This is a genomic window from Stieleria magnilauensis (genome assembly GCA_007753675.1).
Lineage (GTDB): Bacteria > Planctomycetota > Planctomycetia > Pirellulales > Pirellulaceae > Stieleria > Stieleria magnilauensis.
This window is the reverse complement of record CP036432.1, coordinates 2,101,880-2,122,017: the sequence shown is the minus strand read 5'-3', so window position 1 is coordinate 2,122,017 and position 20,138 is coordinate 2,101,880. Positions and strand designations below refer to the sequence as shown.

Annotated in this window: 13 protein-coding genes; 7 read left to right on the top strand and 6 right to left on the bottom strand. The window is 58.7% G+C overall.

Features of this window, described 5'->3' with window-relative positions:
• Nucleotides 1-214 precede the first annotated feature (214 nt).
• From TBK1r_RS07615 to TBK1r_RS07600, 4 genes are all read left to right on the top strand, one after another.
• A complete protein-coding gene (locus TBK1r_RS07615; RefSeq protein ID WP_145208630.1) occupies nt 215-1,837 on the top strand; it encodes an N-acyl-D-amino-acid deacylase family protein in 1,623 nt (540 codons plus the stop codon).
• A gap of 112 nt (nt 1,838-1,949) precedes the next feature.
• Nucleotides 1,950-3,968 carry a serine hydrolase gene (locus TBK1r_RS07610; RefSeq protein ID WP_419581096.1) on the top strand — a complete coding sequence of 673 codons (2,019 nt, stop codon included), beginning with the start codon at nt 1,950-1,952 and terminating at the stop codon, nt 3,966-3,968.
• 116 nt (nt 3,969-4,084) lie between these two features.
• Nucleotides 4,085-5,803, top strand: coding sequence for a Na+/H+ antiporter NhaC family protein (locus TBK1r_RS07605; protein ID WP_145208626.1), 1,719 nt, complete (start codon nt 4,085-4,087; stop codon nt 5,801-5,803).
• A gap of 128 nt (nt 5,804-5,931) precedes the next feature.
• Nucleotides 5,932-6,834, top strand: a complete 903-nt coding sequence (locus tag TBK1r_RS07600) for a DMT family transporter (RefSeq protein WP_145208624.1) — start codon at nt 5,932-5,934, stop codon at nt 6,832-6,834.
• A 41-nt stretch (nt 6,835-6,875) separates the two neighbouring features.
• On the opposite strand, the gene TBK1r_RS07595 is transcribed toward TBK1r_RS07600, so the two are convergent.
• Entirely contained in the window at nt 6,876-7,682 is an 807-nt protein-coding gene (locus TBK1r_RS07595; RefSeq protein WP_145208622.1) for a hypothetical protein, read from the bottom strand.
• Nucleotides 7,683-8,104: 422 nt separating this feature from the next.
• On the opposite strand from TBK1r_RS07595, the gene TBK1r_RS07590 reads away from it, so the two are divergent.
• Complete coding sequence (locus tag TBK1r_RS07590) at nt 8,105-8,797, top strand: gamma-glutamylcyclotransferase family protein (protein WP_419581095.1); 693 nt, start codon at nt 8,105-8,107, stop codon at nt 8,795-8,797.
• Nucleotides 8,798-8,802: 5 nt separating this feature from the next.
• On the opposite strand, the gene TBK1r_RS07585 is transcribed toward TBK1r_RS07590, so the two are convergent.
• Nucleotides 8,803-10,128 (bottom strand): Gfo/Idh/MocA family protein, encoded by a 1,326-nt coding sequence (locus tag TBK1r_RS07585; RefSeq protein ID WP_419581543.1) that lies wholly within the window; start codon nt 10,126-10,128, stop codon nt 8,803-8,805.
• A 279-nt stretch (nt 10,129-10,407) separates the two neighbouring features.
• On the opposite strand from TBK1r_RS07585, the gene TBK1r_RS07580 reads away from it, so the two are divergent.
• Nucleotides 10,408-12,708, top strand: a complete 2,301-nt coding sequence (locus TBK1r_RS07580; protein WP_145208616.1) for a serine/threonine protein kinase — start codon at nt 10,408-10,410, stop codon at nt 12,706-12,708.
• 67 nt (nt 12,709-12,775) lie between these two features.
• Here TBK1r_RS07580 and TBK1r_RS07575 read toward each other — a convergent pair whose 3' ends face one another.
• The 4 genes from TBK1r_RS07575 to TBK1r_RS07565 are packed head-to-tail and all read right to left on the bottom strand — an operon-like array spanning nt 12,776 to nt 17,466.
• Complete coding sequence (locus TBK1r_RS07575; RefSeq protein WP_419581094.1) at nt 12,776-14,596, bottom strand: acyltransferase family protein; 1,821 nt, start codon at nt 14,594-14,596, stop codon at nt 12,776-12,778.
• Nucleotides 14,589-15,758 carry a glycoside hydrolase family 26 protein gene (locus TBK1r_RS38415; protein WP_419581093.1) on the bottom strand — a complete coding sequence of 390 codons (1,170 nt, stop codon included), beginning with the start codon at nt 15,756-15,758 and terminating at the stop codon, nt 14,589-14,591. The genes TBK1r_RS07575 and TBK1r_RS38415 overlap by 8 nt, the downstream gene beginning before the upstream one ends.
• Nucleotides 15,748-16,824: a glycosyltransferase family 2 protein gene (locus TBK1r_RS07570; RefSeq protein WP_145208612.1), complete on the bottom strand. Its 1,077-nt coding sequence runs from the start codon at nt 16,822-16,824 to the stop codon at nt 15,748-15,750. The genes TBK1r_RS38415 and TBK1r_RS07570 overlap by 11 nt, the downstream gene beginning before the upstream one ends.
• Before the next feature lie 30 nt (nt 16,825-16,854).
• Nucleotides 16,855-17,466, bottom strand: a complete 612-nt coding sequence (locus TBK1r_RS07565) for a glycosyltransferase family protein (protein ID WP_145208611.1) — start codon at nt 17,464-17,466, stop codon at nt 16,855-16,857.
• 821 nt (nt 17,467-18,287) lie between these two features.
• Between TBK1r_RS07565 and TBK1r_RS07560 the strand changes: the two genes are divergently transcribed.
• Nucleotides 18,288-20,096, top strand: a complete 1,809-nt coding sequence (locus tag TBK1r_RS07560) for an arylsulfatase (RefSeq protein ID WP_145208609.1) — start codon at nt 18,288-18,290, stop codon at nt 20,094-20,096.
• Nucleotides 20,097-20,138: the final 42 nt, after the last annotated feature.

Genomic DNA, 20,138 nt, shown 5'->3' with positions numbered 1-20,138 from the left:
CATTCCAGGTGGTTTTCCACCCGAAAATCCAGAGGGATACCAGCGAGTAACCGGAGGTCAGCGCAGCGACACCTCCGGAAAGCACGTCCCAAAACCCTCCCGAGCCCGGACGGGGGCGCAGCGAATCGATCCGAATCTCCACGTCGGCGATTGCTGCGTGGTAAACTGCCGCCGCGTTGTTGCCCCCCGACGAACTGCTGAGGTCGCCGAACGAATGCCTGCCAGCCCTATCCGTTTTCTTCGTGCAACGGTGATTGCCGGCACACTCGCCTTCGCACTGCCGGGACTTCATGATGCGACGAACGTTTGCGGCCAAGACCCGGCACCGATCGATTTGGTGCTACGCAATGGCATCTTGCACCTCGGTGATGGCAGCCCCCCGACGACAGGTGACGTCGCGATATCCGGTGACAAAATCGTGGCCGTCGGCGAGATTGATCCGAAGCGTTCGCCGATCCGCGAAATCGACTGCACCGGTCTGATCATCTGCCCCGGTTTCATTGACCTGCACAATCACAGTGACGGAGAGATCCAGGAGAAGGAAACCGCGTCGGGAATGAACTATCTGACGCAAGGTTGCACGACCCTGGTCACCGGCAACTGTGGCAGTGGTCCGGTCGACGTCGGCCAGTACTACGATGAAATCGACGAGCGAGGCGCCGGTCCGAACATCATGCACTTGTTGCCCCAAGGCAGCCTGCGTCGCAAGGTCATCGGTAGCGAACAACGCAGCGCAACCGCCGACGAGCTGCGAGAAATGCGCCGGTTGGCCGAGCAGGCGATGACCGACGGAGCGTGGGGAATGTCGACCGGGCTGATCTATGTCCCCAGCTCGTACGCCGATACCGACGAACTGGTCGCGATTGCCGAAGTGGTCGCCGAGCACGACGGAATCTACGCCAGCCACATCCGCAACGAGGGCACCGGATTGCTCGATTCGGTGACCGAAGCTTTGGAGATCGGCAGCAGGGCGAAACTTCCTGTTCACATCTCGCACTTCAAGTCCTCCGGCAAAGACTCCTGGGGACTGGTCCGCAGGGCCGTCGAACAAATCAACAAGCGACGCGACGCAGGCCAAGTCATCACCGCCGATCAGTACCCCTACACCGCATCGAGCACGTCACTCGGCGCGACCTGCATTCCCGCTTGGGCACGCGCCGGTGGACGGGAAGCGATGATCGCGAGGATCGACAAGGACGACGAACAATCCAAACGGATCATCAACGCGATCAGCAAGAAACTTGAAATCACGGACAACGGGCATCGCATTCAAATCGCCTCCTACGCGTTGCAGCCGGACTGGGCAGGACGCCGACTGGATGAAATCGCCGCCGAACGAGGTGTCGACACACTGGACTTGGTCTTGCAAATCGAGCGCAGCGGTGGCGCGTCGGTCGTCAACCACAGCATCAATGAGGGCGACGTGCGGTTCGTGATGCAGCAACCCTGGGTCGCGACGGCTTCGGACGGTTCGGCGAAGTTGCCGTCGGGGTCGGTCCCCCATCCTCGCAATTACGGCACCTTTCCACGACGAATCGGCTACTACGCCCACCGTGAAACCGTCATTCCGCTGGAACAGGCGATCTACAGTGCAACCGGATTGCCGGCGGAGATTTTGGACATCCAGGATCGAGGATTTCTTCGGGTCGGGTACGCCGCAGATATCGCCGTCATCGATCTGGACGCGTTTATTGATCGGTCCACCTTCGTCAACCCGCATCAGTACAGCGATGGGTTGGTGCACTTGTGGGTCAATGGCATACCGGCGATCGCCGATGGCAGGGCGACAGGCAGCTTGGCCGGCCGCGCGATCCGCAAGGGCACGAACAATCGATAAATCTCGATCACCATCAACCATGAATTCCCCGACTTCTGCTTTCCGATCTGCCGTTGGTCCGTCAGCTGGGCGATGCCTCTGGCGTTTTTTCGGACCCGTCGTTCTCGCCGTCATGCCTTGTGTCGGCTTGGTCGCCCAGGACAAACGTTCGGATGATTTGGCCCGACGCATCACACCCCTGATCAGCGATTACCAGGGAGATGTGGCAGTCGGAATCAAGAATTTGTCCGGCGAAGGAGAATTCTGGTACCGTCACGATCAGCCGATGGCAACGGCCAGTTTGATCAAGCTGCCGTTGCTGGTCGCGACGTATCAGCAAATTGATTCGGCGACCGTGGATCCCGCCCAATTGATCGAGTTGACGCGCGAGGACCAAGTGCCCGGTTCGGGGATCTTGAGCCAACATTTCAGCCCGGGATTGAAGCTGCCGCTGATCGATGCGATCCGGTTGATGATCCGCTACAGCGACAACACGGCGACCAACTTGGTGATCGATCAGGTGGGGTTGCCGACGACCACTGAATCGATGAAATCGCTTGGACTGGTTCACACGCAACTTCATGCCAAGGTCTATCGCCGCGACACTTCCATCGCTCCAAAGCGTAGCCAACGATACGGGCTGGGCAGCACCTCGGCCGCCGACATGATCAAGTTGCTAGAGGGAATTCATACGCATCAAGTCGCCAGCAAGACATCGTGCGAGGCCATGATCGGACATCTGTTGAGTTGTGATGACCAGGTCAAATTGGCGGCGGGGTTGCCATCGGGAACCAAGATCGCGCACAAAACCGGCGGCGTCTCCTCGGTCCGTACCGACGCGGGGATCATCTTTGGTCCGGGCGAACACCAAGCGTTTGCGATCTGTGTGTTGACCGAGAACAACAAGGATCGCGGTTGGTCGGCCGATAGTGCGCCGCATCGCTTGATCGCCGACATCGGCCGTGCCGCCTACCAAGCCTTTTACGGAAACGCCGCCTCCGCCGACTCGCCCGAATCCACGCGGCTCCAACTAGGTGCCCACGGTGACCTGGTCGAATCGCTGCAACGCACCCTGAACGCACGGATGACCCCGTCGCCCAGACTGTCGATCGATGGCGATTTTGGACCGATGACCGAAGCGGCAGTGATGCGTTTTCAAGAATCGAAACAACTGCCATCGACCGGCATTGTCGACGAAGAAACCTTTGCGGCACTCGGGACATTGATCGATCAAGACGAAGCGGTCCCTGCCCCCGCGACGTTGAATGCTCAGTGGCCCGAAAAGGAATCCGCCGATCCGCTCCAAGGCGTTCCGTTTGTCACCGCCAAAGCGTGGGCGATCGTCGACGCGGATAGCGGCGCGCTGATCGCCGGTCAACATGAAAACGACCCGCGACCGATGGCCAGTACCACCAAGCTGATGACCGCCATGGTGATCAGTGAACTGGCCAAGCATGATTCGGGCGTCTGGAGCCAAACGGTCACGTTCTCCAAACGCGCTGACGACACGGTCGGATCCAGTACGCGGCTCCGCGTCGGCGAGTCGCTGACCGTCGAGCAATTGATGTATGGGCTGTTGTTGCCCTCGGGCAACGATGCCAGTGTTGCCTTTGCCGAACACTTCGGGGCTCAGCATGAACTGCTCGCCACAGCGTTTCCCGAGAGAACGTGGACGGCAACCGCGGCCTACGATCGCTTTATCGAAGCGATGAACCTGTTAGCGGAGCGTCATGAGTTGCAACACACGACGTTCGTCAATCCGCATGGCTTGACCGAACCGGGACACCAGGCAAGTGCGCGTGATCTGGCCAAACTGGCGGTTGCGGCGGGTTCACGTCAGAAAATCATGCGTGTCGTCGCGACGCCGCAATACGGCTGCACCGTCACTGGCCCCGGCGGCTATCAACGTCACGTCGCGTGGTACAACACCAACCGACTCCTAAAAATCAACGGCTATGAAGGCGTGAAGACAGGTACCACCGGTGCTGCGGGCGCGTGCTTGATTGCCAAGGGAACACGCGACGGACAGTCGCGGATCGTCGTGGTACTCGGCTCCGCTTCCTCGGATGCCCGCTACAGCGATACCCGCAACCTGTTTCGCTGGGGCTGGAATCGCTATCTTGCGGGCCAGGCGGACACAGACCGCCCGTAGCAGACATCAGCAAGTCGCTCGAAAACCGGCGCTCCACGCACCACTGGATCGCGGAATCGCGTGGTGCGACCCGAACGCTGCCGTCGACCGATTCCCTAGAAACCTGAATCAATCCCTTGAACGATCACCCCTACGGCTGGTTCAGCTTACTGCCTCCGCTGGTCGCCATCGTGTTGGCGATGGTGACCAAGCGGGCCGCGTTGTCGCTGTTGATGGGCATTCTTTGCGGTGCGTTGATCACCAACGGCGGTGACCCGATCGGGGCGTTGGTCGATTTTTGCGAAGTCCATTTGTGGCCGACACTTGCCGACCCCGGAAAGCTGCGAATCTTTTCCTTCACCCTGCTGATGGGGGCGATGATCGGCGTGATCAGTCGCAGCGGCGGGATGCTGGGGCTGATCAAATTAATTTCTCCGATCGCCAAAACACGGCGCGGCGGCCAACTGACGACGTGGATGTTGGGATTGGTCGTGTTCTTTGATGACTACTCCAACACCGTGTTGTTGGGCGGGACGCTGCGACCGCTCTGTGATCGGCTGAAAATCTCGCGGCAAAAACTCGCCTACATCGTCGATTCCACGGCGGCACCGATGGCCAGCTTGGCGCTGCTGTCGACGTGGATCGCCGTCGAGATCGATTACATCGCCGAAGGACTCGGTGACATCGAAGGGGCAAACGTCTCGCGCGCGATGGAACTGTTCATCGCCAGCGTGCCCTATCGTTTTTACGCCATCCTGGCGCTCGGCATGGTACCGATCTTGGCGCTGATGGGACGAGATTTTGGTCCGATGCTGAAGGCCGAAAAAGCAGTGGTTGCCGGATCAGACCAGCGGCAAGACGATCCCGGTTCGATCGCTGACCCGTTGACCGAACCGACTGCGGCGGCCTCGTGGCGGGTCGCGGTCGTTCCGATCGCGGTCACGTTGGCCGTCGTGATCGCGTTGTTGTACGCCACTGGAACCGCTTCGCTGCGGTCGGGTTCGTCGGAGCCCAGCGGTGACACGCCGCCGCTGCGCGACATCCTCGGTGCCGCCGACTCCAGTCTGGCCCTGCAATACGGTGCGCTAATGGGGCTGGCAACGATCGCAGTGATCTGTCTGACGAGAAAGTTGTTGACGTTGCAGCAGATCCGCGAAGCCAGCTGGGGAGGGATGAAAATCGTCCTGCCGGCGATCATCATCCTTTGGACCGCTTCGGCGCTGTCACGGTTGACCAGTGGCAAGTCCGTCGATGGGCAATCCGGTACGGCGTATGAGTTCCAAGATCATCGGCTTTACACGGGGCAGTTCGTCGCCGAAACGATTTTGTCCGGGGCCAGGGTCTCTCCGGAAGATGACTCGGCGTCCCCATCCCATTCGGTACCGATGGTGGTTCGCCTGCTGCCCACGATCGTGTTCTTGTTGGCCGCGGTGCTGTCGTTTTCCACGGGAACCAGTTTCGGCACCATGGGGTTGTTGATGCCGATGACACTGACGCTGACCGCTCCGCTGATCGGATTGCTGCCGGCCGATGCTTCGACAGTCGATGCGTTGACCCATCCGTTGATGTTGGCGACGATCGCCAGCGTGCTCTCCGGTGCCGTGTTCGGCGATCACTGTTCACCGATCTCGGACACCACCATCCTGTCCTCACAAGCCTGTGGCTGCGACCACATGGAACACGTGTTGACGCAAATGCCTTACGCGGTCACCGCTGGCACGATCGCGATCGTCGCCGGTACCTTGCCGATCGGTTGGGGCATCGACTGGGGATGGCTGATCTTGATCCAAGCGATGCTGCTGGTCGGCGTGGTGGCGATCGTGGGGAAGCGGACGCCGAGCGAGACGAGTGATTGAGTATTGATCGCCGTCGCGGTGACGAACACCACCGCCGCGGATGCTGAACGTCGCCACCTTCGCCAGCGGGTGGCTTTCCCCTGATCACCGTCTGCGTTCTGGCGACCGCAGCGACACCGAAGCGGCCCGTGATTTCGAATCCCCCTCCGAGCGAAGCCTGGCGCGGCAGATTATTGATCGTCCTGGCGGCGGTGATGTGGAGCATGAGTGGCTTCTTCGCCAAGGCGCCTTGGTTCGACGGTTGGCCGCCGGAGTCTCGGGGCGTGCTGCTGGCGTTTTTCCGCAGCCTGTTCGCATTGATCATTCTGGTCCCGCTAGTTCGTCGCCCGGAGTTTCGGCTCGCGATGATCCCGATGACGGTCTGCTTTGCATTGATGGTCTGGTCGTTCATGTCGGCGATGGTGTCCATCCCGGCCGCCAGTGTGATCTGGCTGCAATACCTCTCCCCCGCCTGGGTCATGCTGGGCGCGGTGACGATTCTCAAAGATCGCGTGCGCGTCGCCGACGTGCGGATGTTCTTGTTCTGCATTGCCGGCGTCGCCTTGATCCTCGCCATGGAACTGCGGGCCGGAGGAAACTTGCTGGCAATCGCCCTGGCCGTCCTGTCGGGAATCACCTTCGCCGGCGTGGTCCTGACGATCCGATCGATGAGCGATGTGGATTCGGCGTGGTTGATCACGCTCAACCACGCCGCGACGGTGTTGCTGTTGCTTCCCTGGGCCTGGTCCAGCCACCAAACGATTCAGCTTTCTGCGTATGTGGCACTGGGCGCGTTCGGCGTGATTCAGATGTCGATCCCGTACATCGTGTTTGCCCGTGGACTACGCCGAGTCAACAGCGCCGAAGCCTCGATGTTGATCTTGATCGAACCCATCCTGGTACCAATTTGGGTCTACCTCGCTTGGCGGCACCACCCGTCCTATGACGCGCCCCAGTGGTGGACGCTTGCCGGTGGCGGACTGATTTTCGTCGGGTTGGTCCAGCGTTACCTGCCCGCGGTGATACGCAATACCCGGCGTCGGTTTTTATAAAGCGACGCTGTGACGACCGCGGAGCAGACGACCGCGGCGCGTCACCTGCTCGGCCCGACCGTTTGTTTGTCGCTGCGATGCGACCGCGTGTTGTGCCGGACCGAGTTCGCTTCGCGAGCCCCGGCCGGGTCAGCAACCCCACTGCCCGCCATGTCGAAGATCTGTTGCGTTTCTTTGGCACGAGCCATCGCGTCCTCGTGGCTGCGACCGGCCTCGCGTTGCATTCCGTAAACCCCCGCGCCGATGGTGTTTTTGCTCATCCATTCGATCTCCGCAAGCATCTTTCGCCGCCGTTCACGTTGCAGACGCTCGGTTTCTTGCTGGTACCGCCACTGATGCGAGCTCCGGTTCGCGTTATCGATATCGTTTTTGTAGCGTTTAAAGACCTCCTCTTCGTGTCGCAATTTGTCCGCCGGATCTCGGTAACACGGCATGAACAACAGCGCATCGGCGACATGGCCGGGAATGGTCAGATTCCGTTCCTTGAGAACACGCTCCATGACCGCGTAACGTTTCTTTAGACGGGAAATCTCAAGTTCGGTTTGCCGCAGCTCCTTTTTCGCGGCGACGCGTCCCGCGGGGGCCTTTTGCTGGGCCTGACGTTTGAGCTGCTTGGCATCGTTTTCGCTTGCCGGTTTGGGCGGCGGAGTCGCCTTGCCCTTGTTGCGCAACGGCGGCGGAATGTAGCCCGGTGGAAACGGACCGTTGGGTCGGCGAACGGGCTCCCCGTTGATCTGCTTGATCGTCCGTGTCAGAGCGCGATGGACGCTTTGCGGGGTTCGGCCATACTCATTCCACCACGCGTTGAACGTGACATCCACTTGTGCTTGCGTCAAAAACGTTGCCATCGGATTCCCCCACTTGATTTGTCGGCCTGAAAACTTCCCCCTTATTCATGCGTCCCTCGCATCCTGGTTCAGGCCGCAGGCTCTGCCCGTCAAGGCGCCCCATTTGGCAGAATCACGACTCTATCTTCGCGCATCGACGGTCCCAAAGCAAATCTTTCGGTCGCGATTGGCGAAATCGGCTGTCACGTCGCGATCGACCGACGGCGCCGCTGCCTGGAAAGTGTCGCTGCCTGGACGGTGCCGCTGTCTGGACGGTGCCGCTGTCTGGACGGTGCCGCTGTCTGCCTGACGAACGTTAAAAGCCGCGAATTGATGCAAGTGTTCGGCGTGTGTTAGACTGACTCAGGTTCGCATGACGGTCAGCGATGGACTCGACATTGCTCCGGCCACTCCACCTTTTCCTGAAACACACGCACGGAAACATGAAATATTTCGCCTACGGCTCGAACTGCAACCAGGCGATCATGGAAAAGAAGGGCGTCGCGTTCACGAGCGCCGAGCCGGCGGTGCTGCCGGGCTATCGATTGCTGTTCAACAAGATGGCGTTGCGCGAGGCGTTGCCGTCGGGGATCGGATTCGCCAATATCAACGAAGACCCGGCCGGCGAAGTCGAAGGCATTCTCTACGAGATCGCCGATGATTCTCTGGGGCGATTGGATGAATCCGAACGCTATCCCGATCACTACGGGCGGATCGAAGTCACCGTTTCGTCCAAGGACCAATCGGTGACGTGCATCACCTACCAGGCCCGGCCCGACAAGATTGCTGATGGGCTTCGGCCGTCCCGCAACTACTTGAACCACATCCTGGCCGCCAAGGATTTTCTGTCGTGGCAGTACTTCGAAGCGTTGGATAAATCACAAACCTTCACGGACGATTGTGCGTGCTGCCAAAAGCCCGGTGAAGTCGTGTTTATCAAGGAAGACGATCAACTCCACATGCTGTGCCAACCCTGTCGCGAGGCGCGACTGATCTGGGGCGACACCCGAGGGCGTCGCCTGACGGTGGCCGAGACTCGTGCGATGATGACGCAGTTGGTCGAAGGCGGCCCGGGGTTCAGCTCCGTCAGCGAACTGGTCCAAGAAGCCATCGCGACCAAAGTCATCGATCCCTAAGTCGATCAGGTTTGGATTTCAAAACCCTTGCGGCTTTCCCGCGACAGGAAGGAGTTGGCTTGGTCGTCGCCGATGATTTCTCGCTTGTCCGGATCCCAGTTCAGCTCGCGTCCCAGCCGCATCGCGATGTTGGACAGGTGGCAGATCTCCAGCATCCGGTTGTGGGTCCAGACGTCGGAGATCGGTTGCTTGCGTGACTTCATGCCTTCGATGAAGTTGGCGGTGTGGTTTTCGCTGACCGGTCCACCGTACACCGCTTCGATTGCCCCTTCGGGCAACGGATTTTGGACGAGGTCCTCGACGGGCCGACCGACGATCTTTCCGCGATTGACAAAGAAACGGCCCTTGGTGCCTTCGAACAGAATGCCGTTGTCGCCTTCGCTGGTGATGATCATCTCGACATCGTTGGGCATGTCGACTCGGATGTTGAACTGCGTCGCCGCGTTGTACTGGTCGGCGACCGTGGGGTGACCGTCCTTGTATTCGACCGGCAACGTGTAATCGATCGGAGCGATTTTGCTGGGACCGGTGTCGCTGGCGCCGAGAGCCCAGCAAGCGATATCGACGTGGTGGGCGCCCCAGTCGGTCAGCTTGCCGCCGGAGTATTCGTGCCAGTTCCTGAAGGAATAGTGGCAATTGCTGTACAGCGGCACGCCGCCACCGTAGCCTTCCCGCAGCTCGGGTAACGCGCGATAGTCAACTTTCTGTGCCGGTCCGAGCCACAGATCCCAATCCAGCCCGTCGGGCACGGGGGCAACGGGAATCTTGGGGGACGCGACCATGCCGTTGATTCCGCAGGTGACTTTCTTGACCGTGCCGATGCGACCGTTGTTGACCAACGCGACCGCCTGCAGGAAGCGTTGTTCGGATTCGGATCGCTGCATGGTGCCGACCTGGAACACTTTTCCGGTTTCCTTGACGACCTTTTCGATCTGTTTGCCTTCGTCGATCGTCAGCGTGAGCGGCTTCTCGCAGTAGACGTCTTTGCCCGCATACATGGCCTCGATCGCGATCTTGGTGTGCCAGTGGTCCGGCGTGGCGATCATCACCGCGTCGATGTCTTTGCGGTCCAAGATTTTGCGATAGTCCTTGTAGGCATCGGGCGCCTTGCCCTGAGCTTTCTTGACTTTTTCGACGTTGTCTCCCAACACGTTCGCATCCACATCGGCCAAGGCGGCGAAGTCGGCAAAACGGAACGATTTTTCAGTGATCGTCCAACCCTGGTTGCGAAGCCCGATGGTGGCAAACACGGGACGCCCGTTGGCGGATTCGAATCCGACGGCGCGGTTGGACGCGGACGGCAGAATGCTCGCCGCCCCGACGGCGGCCATGCCCTGAAGAATCTGACGGCGGGTTGTTTTGCGAGACGTTGACATCTGTATTAATCCTCGGGGCGAAAGCGAATGCAATGGAGGGGGGACGGCAAGACGGACATTGGGCCGGAAAACGGTGTGTCGCCGCATCGCAACGACGGCACGAGCGGACCGTCACCGATCCGGTTCGTCCAGCATGACCGCCGATTATACTGAAAATATCACGCCGCCTGTCTCGCGATTTGGACTAATCTCGGAGCGGTCCCCAGGGTCCGAACCACGCTCCCCTTCGTCGCAATGAACCCGCTGAAACGTTTCCGCCGCCCCAGACTTGCCGCCAAACCACCCCAGGCGCACATGACCTGGGCGTCGCAGAGCGTCTCCAGCACCATCACCCGGACCGGGGTGTTCTTAAAGAAACAGATCTGGGTTTGGCCGATCGTGGCGGTGGTGATCCTGTCGATCGTCGGCTATTTCGTGCGTGATGCCATTGAAACGACGATCAAGGGCAACGTCAGCTCGGGACTGCAGACATTGGTGGAACTGGAGTCCGAGATGCTCGCCAAGTGGTTCACGGTCCAAGAATCGACCGCCGAATCTCTGGCCAACGACAGCCAAGTCCGACAGACCGTTTACAAGCTGCTGGAATCCCCGGAGGCCGGATCGTCGCCCGCGGCCGGAGCCGATTCAGAACTGCACCGCCAACTGGCTACGGAGCTTGCCCCCGCGCTCGCGGCACACGATTTCGTCGGCTTCCTGCTCGCGGACAATCGCAAGCGAATCCTCTCCTCCTCCCATGCCTCACTGATCGGTCAGTCAGGGATCGACGAGTACGACCGGTTTTTGGACCGGGCGCTCGAAGGCGAGACGTTCGTGTCGACGCCCTTTCCCAGCGTCGTGATGCTCAAAAACAGTAGCGGCCAGATGCGGATGGGGGTGCCGACGATGTATGTCTGCGCCCCCGTGCGCGACGCAGCGTTTCAAGTCGTCGGCGTGTTGGCCCTGCAAATCCCTCCGGACCGTGAATTCACCGAAATCCTGCAACTCGGTCGCATCGGATCGTCCGGCGAATGCTACGCCCTTGATTCCGCGGGCGTGATGATTTCCAACAGCCGGTTCGACGAGGATTTGATTCTGCTCGGCCTGCTGCCCGACCAAGCGGATTCGCGCTCCATGTTGCAATTACTCGTCCGTGACCCCGGCGATGACATGACCAAAGGGTTTCGCCCCGACGTCCGCCGATCGCAATTGCCGCTGACGAAAATGGCGACCGAGGCGATCGCGGGTCAGTCCGGTTTTGATGTCGACGGTTATCGTGACTATCGCGGGGTTCCGGTCATTGGCGCTTGGACGTGGATGCCTAAATACGAAATCGGTGTGGCGATGGAGGTCGAAGTCGGACAAGCCTTTCGACCGTTGGTGATTCTGCAACGAGCGTTTCTGGCGATCTACACGTTGTTGATCCTCAGCGCGATCGCCATCTTTGTGTTCACGCTGATCGTCGCACGGTTGCAGCGTCAAGCCCGCGAAGCCGTGATCGAAGCCCAACAACTCGGGCAATACACGTTGGAACAAAAGCTTGGCGAAGGAGGCATGGGGGTCGTTTACAAAGGACGTCATTCCATGCTGCGGCGCCCGACCGCGATCAAGTTGCTGCATGCCGACAAGGTCAACGAAGCGTCGATCGCCCGATTTGAACGCGAAGTCCAAATCACCTGCCAGCTGAACCACCCCAACACGATCGCGATCTACGACTACGGACGAACACCCGAAGGCGTGTTCTACTACGCGATGGAGTATCTCGACGGGATCGACTTACAACAGTTGGTCAATCAGTACGGGCCACAGCCTGAATCGAGAGTGATTCATATCTTGTCACAGATCTGTGGTTCGCTCTTCGAAGCCCACTCCAACGGTCTGGTCCACCGAGATGTCAAACCGGCCAACGTCATGCTCAATCGGCGAGGCTGTGAACCGGACTTGGTGAAGGTGCTTGATTTCGGTTTGGTCAAAGATATCACGCAGAGTAGCGGCGGTCCGAACAAGCGGAGCGATCGATCCGAGGACGGAATGTTGACGGGCACCCCGCTGTACATGTCTCCCGAATCGATCCAGGCGCCGATGACGATCGATTCCAGCACGGACATCTATGCGGTCGGAGCGATCGGGTACTTCCTGCTGACCGGACACGCAGTCTTCGAAGCGGGCAGCATCGCACAGCTCTGTCAAAAACACATCGAAGAATACCCGGTGCCGCCGTCCAAGCGGGCCAAGATCGACGTCTCCGGCCAATTGGAAGACGCGATCATGAGTTGTCTGGAAAAGTCACGCGCCAAACGCCCGCAAACCGCACGCGACTTGGGGGTGCAGATCTCGCGCTGCCCGGCGGCGGGGAAATGGACGATCGAAGACGGCGACCGCTGGTGGGGCCGGCACGACCGAACCTCCGGCGACAAACCGATCATCCGACCACTCAATGCCCCACTCAATGCTTCACTCAGCGGGGTCGATCAAGTGGCCACGATGGATCAAACCCTCGACGTCGGCACAAGAGAAGACCACGATGACAACGGCTCGATCGAATCGCTTTCCGAGTAACGACCGACGGAATTGACCATCCATCGATTGGCGCCTCTGTCGTCGGCGGCATGACACCCGATGCGACTTAGAAAGACACAGGCGACGCGATTGTTTCTGTCGTTCTGCATTTCATTTTCCGGCTCAATCGGACACTCGGCAGCTCAAATAATCGGTACATCAATTCGGCGCCTGCAATGCTGGCGACCAACCCGATGACAAGCAAGCACAACGCCATGGGCTTGGACTGGTCCGAGCGATATAGCATGTTGACCAAGGAAACTCCGACCAAAAGATGCACGAGATACAAGCTATAGGAGATGCGACCGAGATATTGGAGCCAAGATGCCGACAACGCTGTCGACAAATGACCAGTTCGTCCCGCGACGTAGATGAGAATCGCTGTCGTCGCGGCGGTGCCACCCCGAAGATCATGTGAGTGAATTGCAAGTGCAGCGAGTGCGACAGCGAACACGAAAAACCCGACAGAAGTGATCCTTTGCGAAAACGCCCAGTAACACATGACGCCTACAAAGAAGCGATGCCAAGTACCGAAAAAACTGAAATCTGCAAGGCTGCAATTCCACCAAATGACCGAAGCAATCGAGAGAGGCAAGAAGGTGGCCAACAACGCCGTTTGTGAGGTACTGAAATCGCGGCGGTCATCCTGCCCACCCGATCCCAGAGCACCTGACACGAACTGCGCCAAACTGAATAAGCCGATGTAAGCAAGGTAGAATTGAATCTCCAGGCAGAGCGTCCAGGCCACCCCGACTGAACTGGGAAACCCGAAGATGTTTTGCAGATAGAACGAATTCGCCAGCACGCCTCTCCAACCGAGACTCTGCTGATAACACTCCGTTAGTCCTCCCGGCAAATACGCTGCCCACAGCAGCATCGAAAGGGCAAGCGTGGCCAAGTAAGGAGGATCCAGGCGGATCGACCTGCGAAGCGCAAAGTTGGCAACATAGCGTCCCGACATTCGTCGATTGCCTATCGAGAAGGCGATGACAAATCCGCTGAGGACGAAAAAGACCTCGACTCCCAAATCCCCATGCTGAGCCAACGTCGGAATCGGATCGGGGAAAATCGAGTTTAACGTCGTGGCAAGCGACGAGAGCTCGGGAACAAAAAAGTGGCAGCACACCACGGCCAATGCCGCCGCACCACGCATACCGTCCAGCATGGCCAAACGGCTTGGCGGCGCGGGTGCCGGCCATGTGGGGACGGGCAAAACATCGTCGCGGTGCTGCGGGGTAGCTAGCGCCGCCGTCGGATTCTCGTTCAATCGCTGCTCCTCCCGCCGGCTTGACTGAGGCCGACGATGGGCGAGCGTCCAAAGTAAGATGGATGTCCCGATCACCAATGAACCCGCCAAAATCAACAACCAGGCGCGAGTCTGTTGCGGGCCGTTATAGATAAAGACATCTATGTCCATTCCCGACTGGGCAACCATGGGCTCAGGATCGTTACCTTGCCCCGTGGTTCCCTTGACGAACACGCAATATTCACCCGGTTCAGGAATCTCGAGAAACTGCGTCGTGACTCTGCTGCCGGATTCCCAAGCCTCGGTTCCGATGTTTCCGTGATAATAGGAAACGTTCGCATTGAAGGGAATGGATCGGCCGGTCGTCGTTTCTTCCAGGCGGAAGTCCAGATTCACCCACGCGTTGTCGACCGTAGATTCACAACGCACCGTCCGCGTATCACCGGGGTGCGCGACATGGATTATCGTCTTCGGCAGAAACTCTCCGAGATGCTCGTTCGGCCGAATGGTGAACTGTCTCATCGGCGTCCCAGAAACCGGTGCCGTCCGAAACGCGCAGAAGCCTGCAATGATGGACAGGAGCAACAAACACACCGACAGCAGTTGTTTTATTCCGGCCATGCGTCTTGTTCGATCATTCAACAGGGGGAGATGCGTTTTGATCGAGTTGGGCAGAGGCCTCGAAAGACTGATGGTTCTGGCCGCGCGCATCCAGCGATGCTGCTTGGCGTAGTTCCCATTCCACCAAGCCACGGATCGAATCTGGATGAACCCGCCAATCGGGCGTTGCGATGTCACTGCCCCAAGCACCTTCCACGTCCTGTGCATAGAAAAAGACGATGCCTTTCAAGGATTCATAGTCGCGCAATCCCATAAACGCCTGATGCAGCCAAAAGGCTTCGAAGTCGGAACTGCCGCTGACACCGAGTTCGGTAATCAGTAGTGGGACGTCGAGCTCCTCCACGACCTTCGCCTTTTCCTCAAACGTGGTGCGAAAGTCTCGGATGAATCCGTAGGTCTTCTGATCCCATCGCGGGTAGCTGTAAACCGGCATGCCGACATAGTCCGCGTACTCGTTTCCCGGCCAGTAGCGGAGGCTACCCTCCTTCAAAACGCCTGCCCAAATGAAACGCAACTCTGTGTTTGCGTGGCGACGAAGGAAATTGACGACGTGTTGATAGGCACCGACGAAGCGATCGGGATCGGATCCGGACCAGGGATACCGTTCGGTCAAATCCTGATCCATTTCATGCCCCCAGGAAACATAGACCGGCCCGTTCAGAGAGTCCAAAATCCTCGCCAGATCATTGAGCGTTTCGTCGTAGCCGCCGGCCAGGATCGAAGCCAGCAAGTCGTCGCCGCGGCCGGCGATGGGCCAGGGTTCGATTGTCAGCAGGATCTGAAATCCTCGGTTCTCCATCGCAACGAGTGACTGACGCAACTTGCTGCGATCGAAGTCTGCCCAGGAGACATAAACGTGTCGCAAACGCAACGAGCGGTCGCGCTCGAATTCCCCGTCTGGGTCGTATACACCGAAAATCAACGAATCTTCTCCCTCGGCATTCGCCTCAGCGGAAATGGTATCGGCGGATGGACCGCTGGGCGCCGCACGTAAGTCCAACGCTATCGTGTCCGTCCCCTCGTCTTCGTGCATCGAATCTCCGGTATCGCGATTTCCACCGGACGGTTCTGCCAAGATTCCGTAGAAAGCGCGGGCACCGTTGACGGCAATCATCGAAATCGGCAAGACCGCCAGAACGACAAGGCTGACGAATTGCATCGCGAGCCGTTTATCATTTTTCATTTGAGACTTCATGCTGATGAATCACTACCAAGGAAAAAAGTGCAACGACGTAAAACACCTGCGTCAAAATAATGAAGAAAAAATAGCCGGTGGCGCGTCCCGCCTCCGTGACCGACATGGTTGGAACAAAGGTCCCGATCAACACTGCGATATAGGGACTGAGCACACGCCACGGCAGCGAGGTCGGTTTTGAACCGCCTTTGGGCGTCACGCGGAACTCAACGACTTGGCGACGCACCGACATGTAGGCGCCCATGACCGAACCATAAAGCGACCACGGCCACCGCACAATTTGAAACAAAGCGGCTTCCCAACTCAGCAGTGGGCAATCGATCGGACGCAGTATCCCGTGCCGCTTCAGATGCGACTGAATGCCGATCAACAACAGGCAGAGCGGCAGCGTATGGACAACAAAACCCAGGTAGCTGACCTCGACCCACGGCTCACCGGAAACGATCGCCCAAACCGGAAGCACCAAGCCCAGGGGAATCGAGAGGGAGAACAACGGGTACCAAAGCTCGCTGAATAAAAACTGGATCCGAAGCTTCCAAGGTAGTCGGCGCCAGTATCTGGGCAACAGCGTCAATAGCAAAACCATCAGGCTGCGCGACCACTGAAATTCTTGCGTCACACAGTCGGCATACGTTGGCGGTCCCTCTCCGTGAGCGATCGCATCGAGCGCATGGATCCCTCGCCAACCGTGACCGTTCATCATCAGGGTCGTGCTGTGGTCCTCGGCCAACTCCGGTCCAAGGCCACCGATATCACGCAAAGCCGCCGTGCGTACGGCGTAGTGCGAACCAATGCACAGCGGCGCAAAACCGTTCGAGTATCCCGCTTGCAACGGACCATGCATGATTGCTTCGGCGTACAATCGCCCCCGAGCGGACCAACTCCCCGTGGCATTCTTGTCGCAGATGCTCGGAGCGGAAACGTATCCCACCGACTCATCGACGAAGGGACGAAGCACCGCTTCAAGATAGCCCGGTTCGGGAACATGGTCGGCATCCAACTGAGCAACGAAGTCGTAGTTTTGATAACCGAAGTGATCATAAAAATACGCCAGATTGCCCTCTTTGCATTTCGTCCGTCGTGGTCAAGTTTGCTGATGGTACTCGGGCGAATCTCGTCGCGTCGAAACCTGAATGCCACGGTCGGCACACCACTGCAGGATGTCGTCGCTGGGGTCTTCGTCGGCTAGCCACGTATCGTGCGGATACGTTTGATCCAGCATTGCCAACAGCGTTTCTTGAACCACTTCGAACGGTTCTGATGGAGCGCGTGTGGTCACCATTGCCACCCGCCACGTCTGCGGGATGGCTAGCTGCGGATTGACCCGCTTCATCTGAACGACAAAGAACAACAGGTACGCAGGCACCACCGAGGTCCACGTAACGAGCAATGTGTTGAGCGCGAACTTGAATGGCCCGGCGACGTGATCTCCATCGAACCACCAAAGGTAGAAAAAGACAACGCCTAGCAACCAGCCGGCAATCAGTACGAGCAGCGTCCGCTGATCTCGTTTGCATAAGACGTTGACCAGAACGTCGTCGGTCGACGGGGATGAGTGCTCGCAAAAGGTCTGCGGCCGGGTGTCCCGCACGCAGATTCCGACACTCGAGTGTTCTCGCGAATCCTCCCCGAACGGCGGCTTCGAGGTGGAGCCAAAATCAGTTTCACCGGCAGGCTTGTACGTCGATGTGCTCACGTGGTTGCCAAACAATGCTGCTGTTGAGTTAACGGATCGTTGGCCCCGAAGCTCACTGTAACGATTCGCGTTCCGTCATCAACCAGGTCCACGGGCCTTACGCACCCTCCCCACACACGACATCACCAAGGCTTCTTTATATCAACAACGCAATGCGATGCGACCGATGTACGCGAACCAGATCCCCGTTAAGTGTCCACTGAGGGGGATCGCAGCGTCCTCTGCAGACACGCTCGGATTTCCCCACCATCGAAAACACGTTCTGACCGCAGGGCCAATGGCGGCTGAGGATTCGTTGTCACTCCGTAGCGGCTGTCCTCCTCCCGCAGTCTTCAGGTGATTTTGTTCCAAATTATCCGTCAATATTTTGGCAACGATCAGAGTCTTAATGTCCAGTGCCGTCACGAGTGGCTCATTTTGCAGTCAACCGTTCTCCCATCGATCCGCATTGGCGGCAGCCGAAACCGGCACTGGTCTCTACTACGACGCTGGGACCGATCACATCACGCGAAACACTCCGCCGCTTTCGTCGGCCACCGCCGGCAGCAAGGACTTTCATGCAGCTTGGGATTTGAAGCAGCGTGTCACCGCGAAGGAACCGACGATGCGTAATCTGTCGAGCCGCGAACAGACCGGATTCCGGTGGACTCGGAGAGTTGAAAGAAGCCCTTGGTGAGAGCAACACCCGGCCGTCCAGATGTTGGGGCTTAGGTTAGAGGCGGACACATCTTGTTCGTCGCGGATCGGTTTGTTCCATTGGGTTGTCGAGCCGATTAAACTTGGCGATCTCCGCTCCCGCCCTTCCAGATTTGCCCCACCCGATGATGCGTTTGCTTCTTGCCGCCGCCGCGGCCGTCTTGTGTGTCCCAGACCTTTGTGCCGACCAACCCAACGTGATCGTCATCATGACCGACGATCAAGGCTACGGTGAATTTTCGTGCAACGGAAACCCGCTGACGGAGACGCCGAACATCGATCGACTGGCCGGCCAATCCGTGCGATTGACTGACTTTCACGTCGCGCCGATGTGCACGCCGACACGCGGACAATTGATGACCGGACTGGACGCGTTTCGCAACGGGGCGAGCAACGTCAGCAGCGGTCGCACCTTGCTAAAAGCGGATCTGAAGACGATCGCCAACGTGTTTCAAGACGCCGGGTATCGCACCGGGATCTTCGGCAAATGGCACTTGGGCGATAACTACCCCTTCCGCCCGGAAGACCGCGGTTTCGAAGAGGCGTTGTGGTTCCCTTCGTCGCATATCAACAGCGTGCCCGATTTCTGGGACAACGACTATTTCGACGACACCTACATTCACAACACCAAGCGACAGCGATACCAGGGGTATTGCACCGATGTCTTTTTTGATGAAGCCGCCGATTGGATCGCCAAAGACGATGACCGACCATTCTTCGCCTACATCGCACTCAACGCGGCGCATTGGCCCTGGTTTGTTCCCGAAAAGTATCGTGAGCCACTGCGCAAGGCGATCGAAGACAACCCGGAAATCGTCAAACACCTGAACCAACAACAGCAGGCCGACCTGATCAGCTTCCTCGCGATGGGTGCCAACATCGATGAAAACGTCGGCAAGCTGGATCAGCGATTGCAGCAAGCGCAACGGTTTGACAACACGATCGTCGTGTTCTTGACCGACAACGGAAGCACGATGGGCCAGGACTACTTCAACGCCGGCATGCGAGGCAAAAAAACGCAGCTCTGGGAAGGCGGCCACCGTGTGCCCTGCTTCATCCGCTGGCCTGCCGGACCGATCGGGCCGGCTCGCGAGATCGACGAACTGACCCACGTCCAAGACCTGTTGCCGACGCTCGCCGACCTGGCCGATGTCCCGCCCCCGTCGACTCGCCTGGACGGTCAAAGTTTGGCGCCGTTGATGCGCCGCGAGCGTGACTCGCTGGGCGATCGCATGTTGGTCATCAATTACAGTCGCATGCCTGGGTTCCGTGTCAAATACACCAAAGAAAGTCCGGCGATCCCGCACCGCGACGGCGCCGGCGTGTTGTGGAAACAGTGGCGATTGCTGGAAAACCGAGAACTGTACAACATCGACGCGGACCCGCATCAGGATCGAAACGTTGCCGCGGCACACCAACGAGTCGTCGCCAAAATGCGCTCGCATCTGCAGACGTGGTGGGACGGGGTCAAAGACGATGTCATGACGCCGCAACGCGTGATCATCGGAAACGACGCCGAAAACCCGATGTTGCTGACGGCATGTGAATGGCTGGATGTGTTCGTCGATCAGCAGCGGCAAATCCGCCGCGCCGATCGCAAGAACGGTACCTGGCACTTGGCCGTCGATCGCGCCGGAACGTATCGAATGGAACTCCGCCGTTGGCCACGGGAATCCGGACTCTCGCTCCAGGCATCCGTTCCGGAAACGCAGGTCGTTGACGGAACCTTCGTCAGGGGCGAATCGTTGCCGATCGCGTCGGCCACCGTCCAGATCGGGGACATCACGAAAACACTTCAGCCCGATGAATCACAATCCTTCTTCGCCACCACGGTCGACTTGCAATCGGGGCCGATCGAGCTGACGACCACCTTTCTCGACGACGAAGGAAACGAGATCTGTGGCGCGTACTACGTCTACGTCGCACGCGAGTGAATTCACGGGGAACGGTGTCTGAGGAGTTGGTCAAAAGATTCG

Bases quoted from the DNA above. Each gene is read 5' to 3' on its own strand.
- TBK1r_RS07615 (WP_145208630.1), top strand. From the start codon at position 215: ATGCCTGCCAGCCCTATCCGTTTTCTTCGTGCAACGGTGATTGCCGGC.
- TBK1r_RS07610 (WP_419581096.1), top strand. From the start codon at position 1,950: ATGCCTTGTGTCGGCTTGGTCGCCCAGGACAAACGTTCGGATGATTTG.
- TBK1r_RS07595 (WP_145208622.1), bottom strand. From the start codon at position 7,682: ATGGCAACGTTTTTGACGCAAGCACAAGTGGATGTCACGTTCAACGCG.
- TBK1r_RS07590 (WP_419581095.1), top strand. From the start codon at position 8,105: ATGAAATATTTCGCCTACGGCTCGAACTGCAACCAGGCGATCATGGAA.
- TBK1r_RS07585 (WP_419581543.1), bottom strand. From the start codon at position 10,128: ATGGCCGCCGTCGGGGCGGCGAGCATTCTGCCGTCCGCGTCCAACCGC.
- TBK1r_RS07580 (WP_145208616.1), top strand. From the start codon at position 10,408: ATGAACCCGCTGAAACGTTTCCGCCGCCCCAGACTTGCCGCCAAACCA.
- TBK1r_RS38415 (WP_419581093.1), bottom strand. From the start codon at position 15,758: ATGAAAAATGATAAACGGCTCGCGATGCAATTCGTCAGCCTTGTCGTT.
- TBK1r_RS07560 (WP_145208609.1), top strand. From the start codon at position 18,288: ATGATGCGTTTGCTTCTTGCCGCCGCCGCGGCCGTCTTGTGTGTCCCA.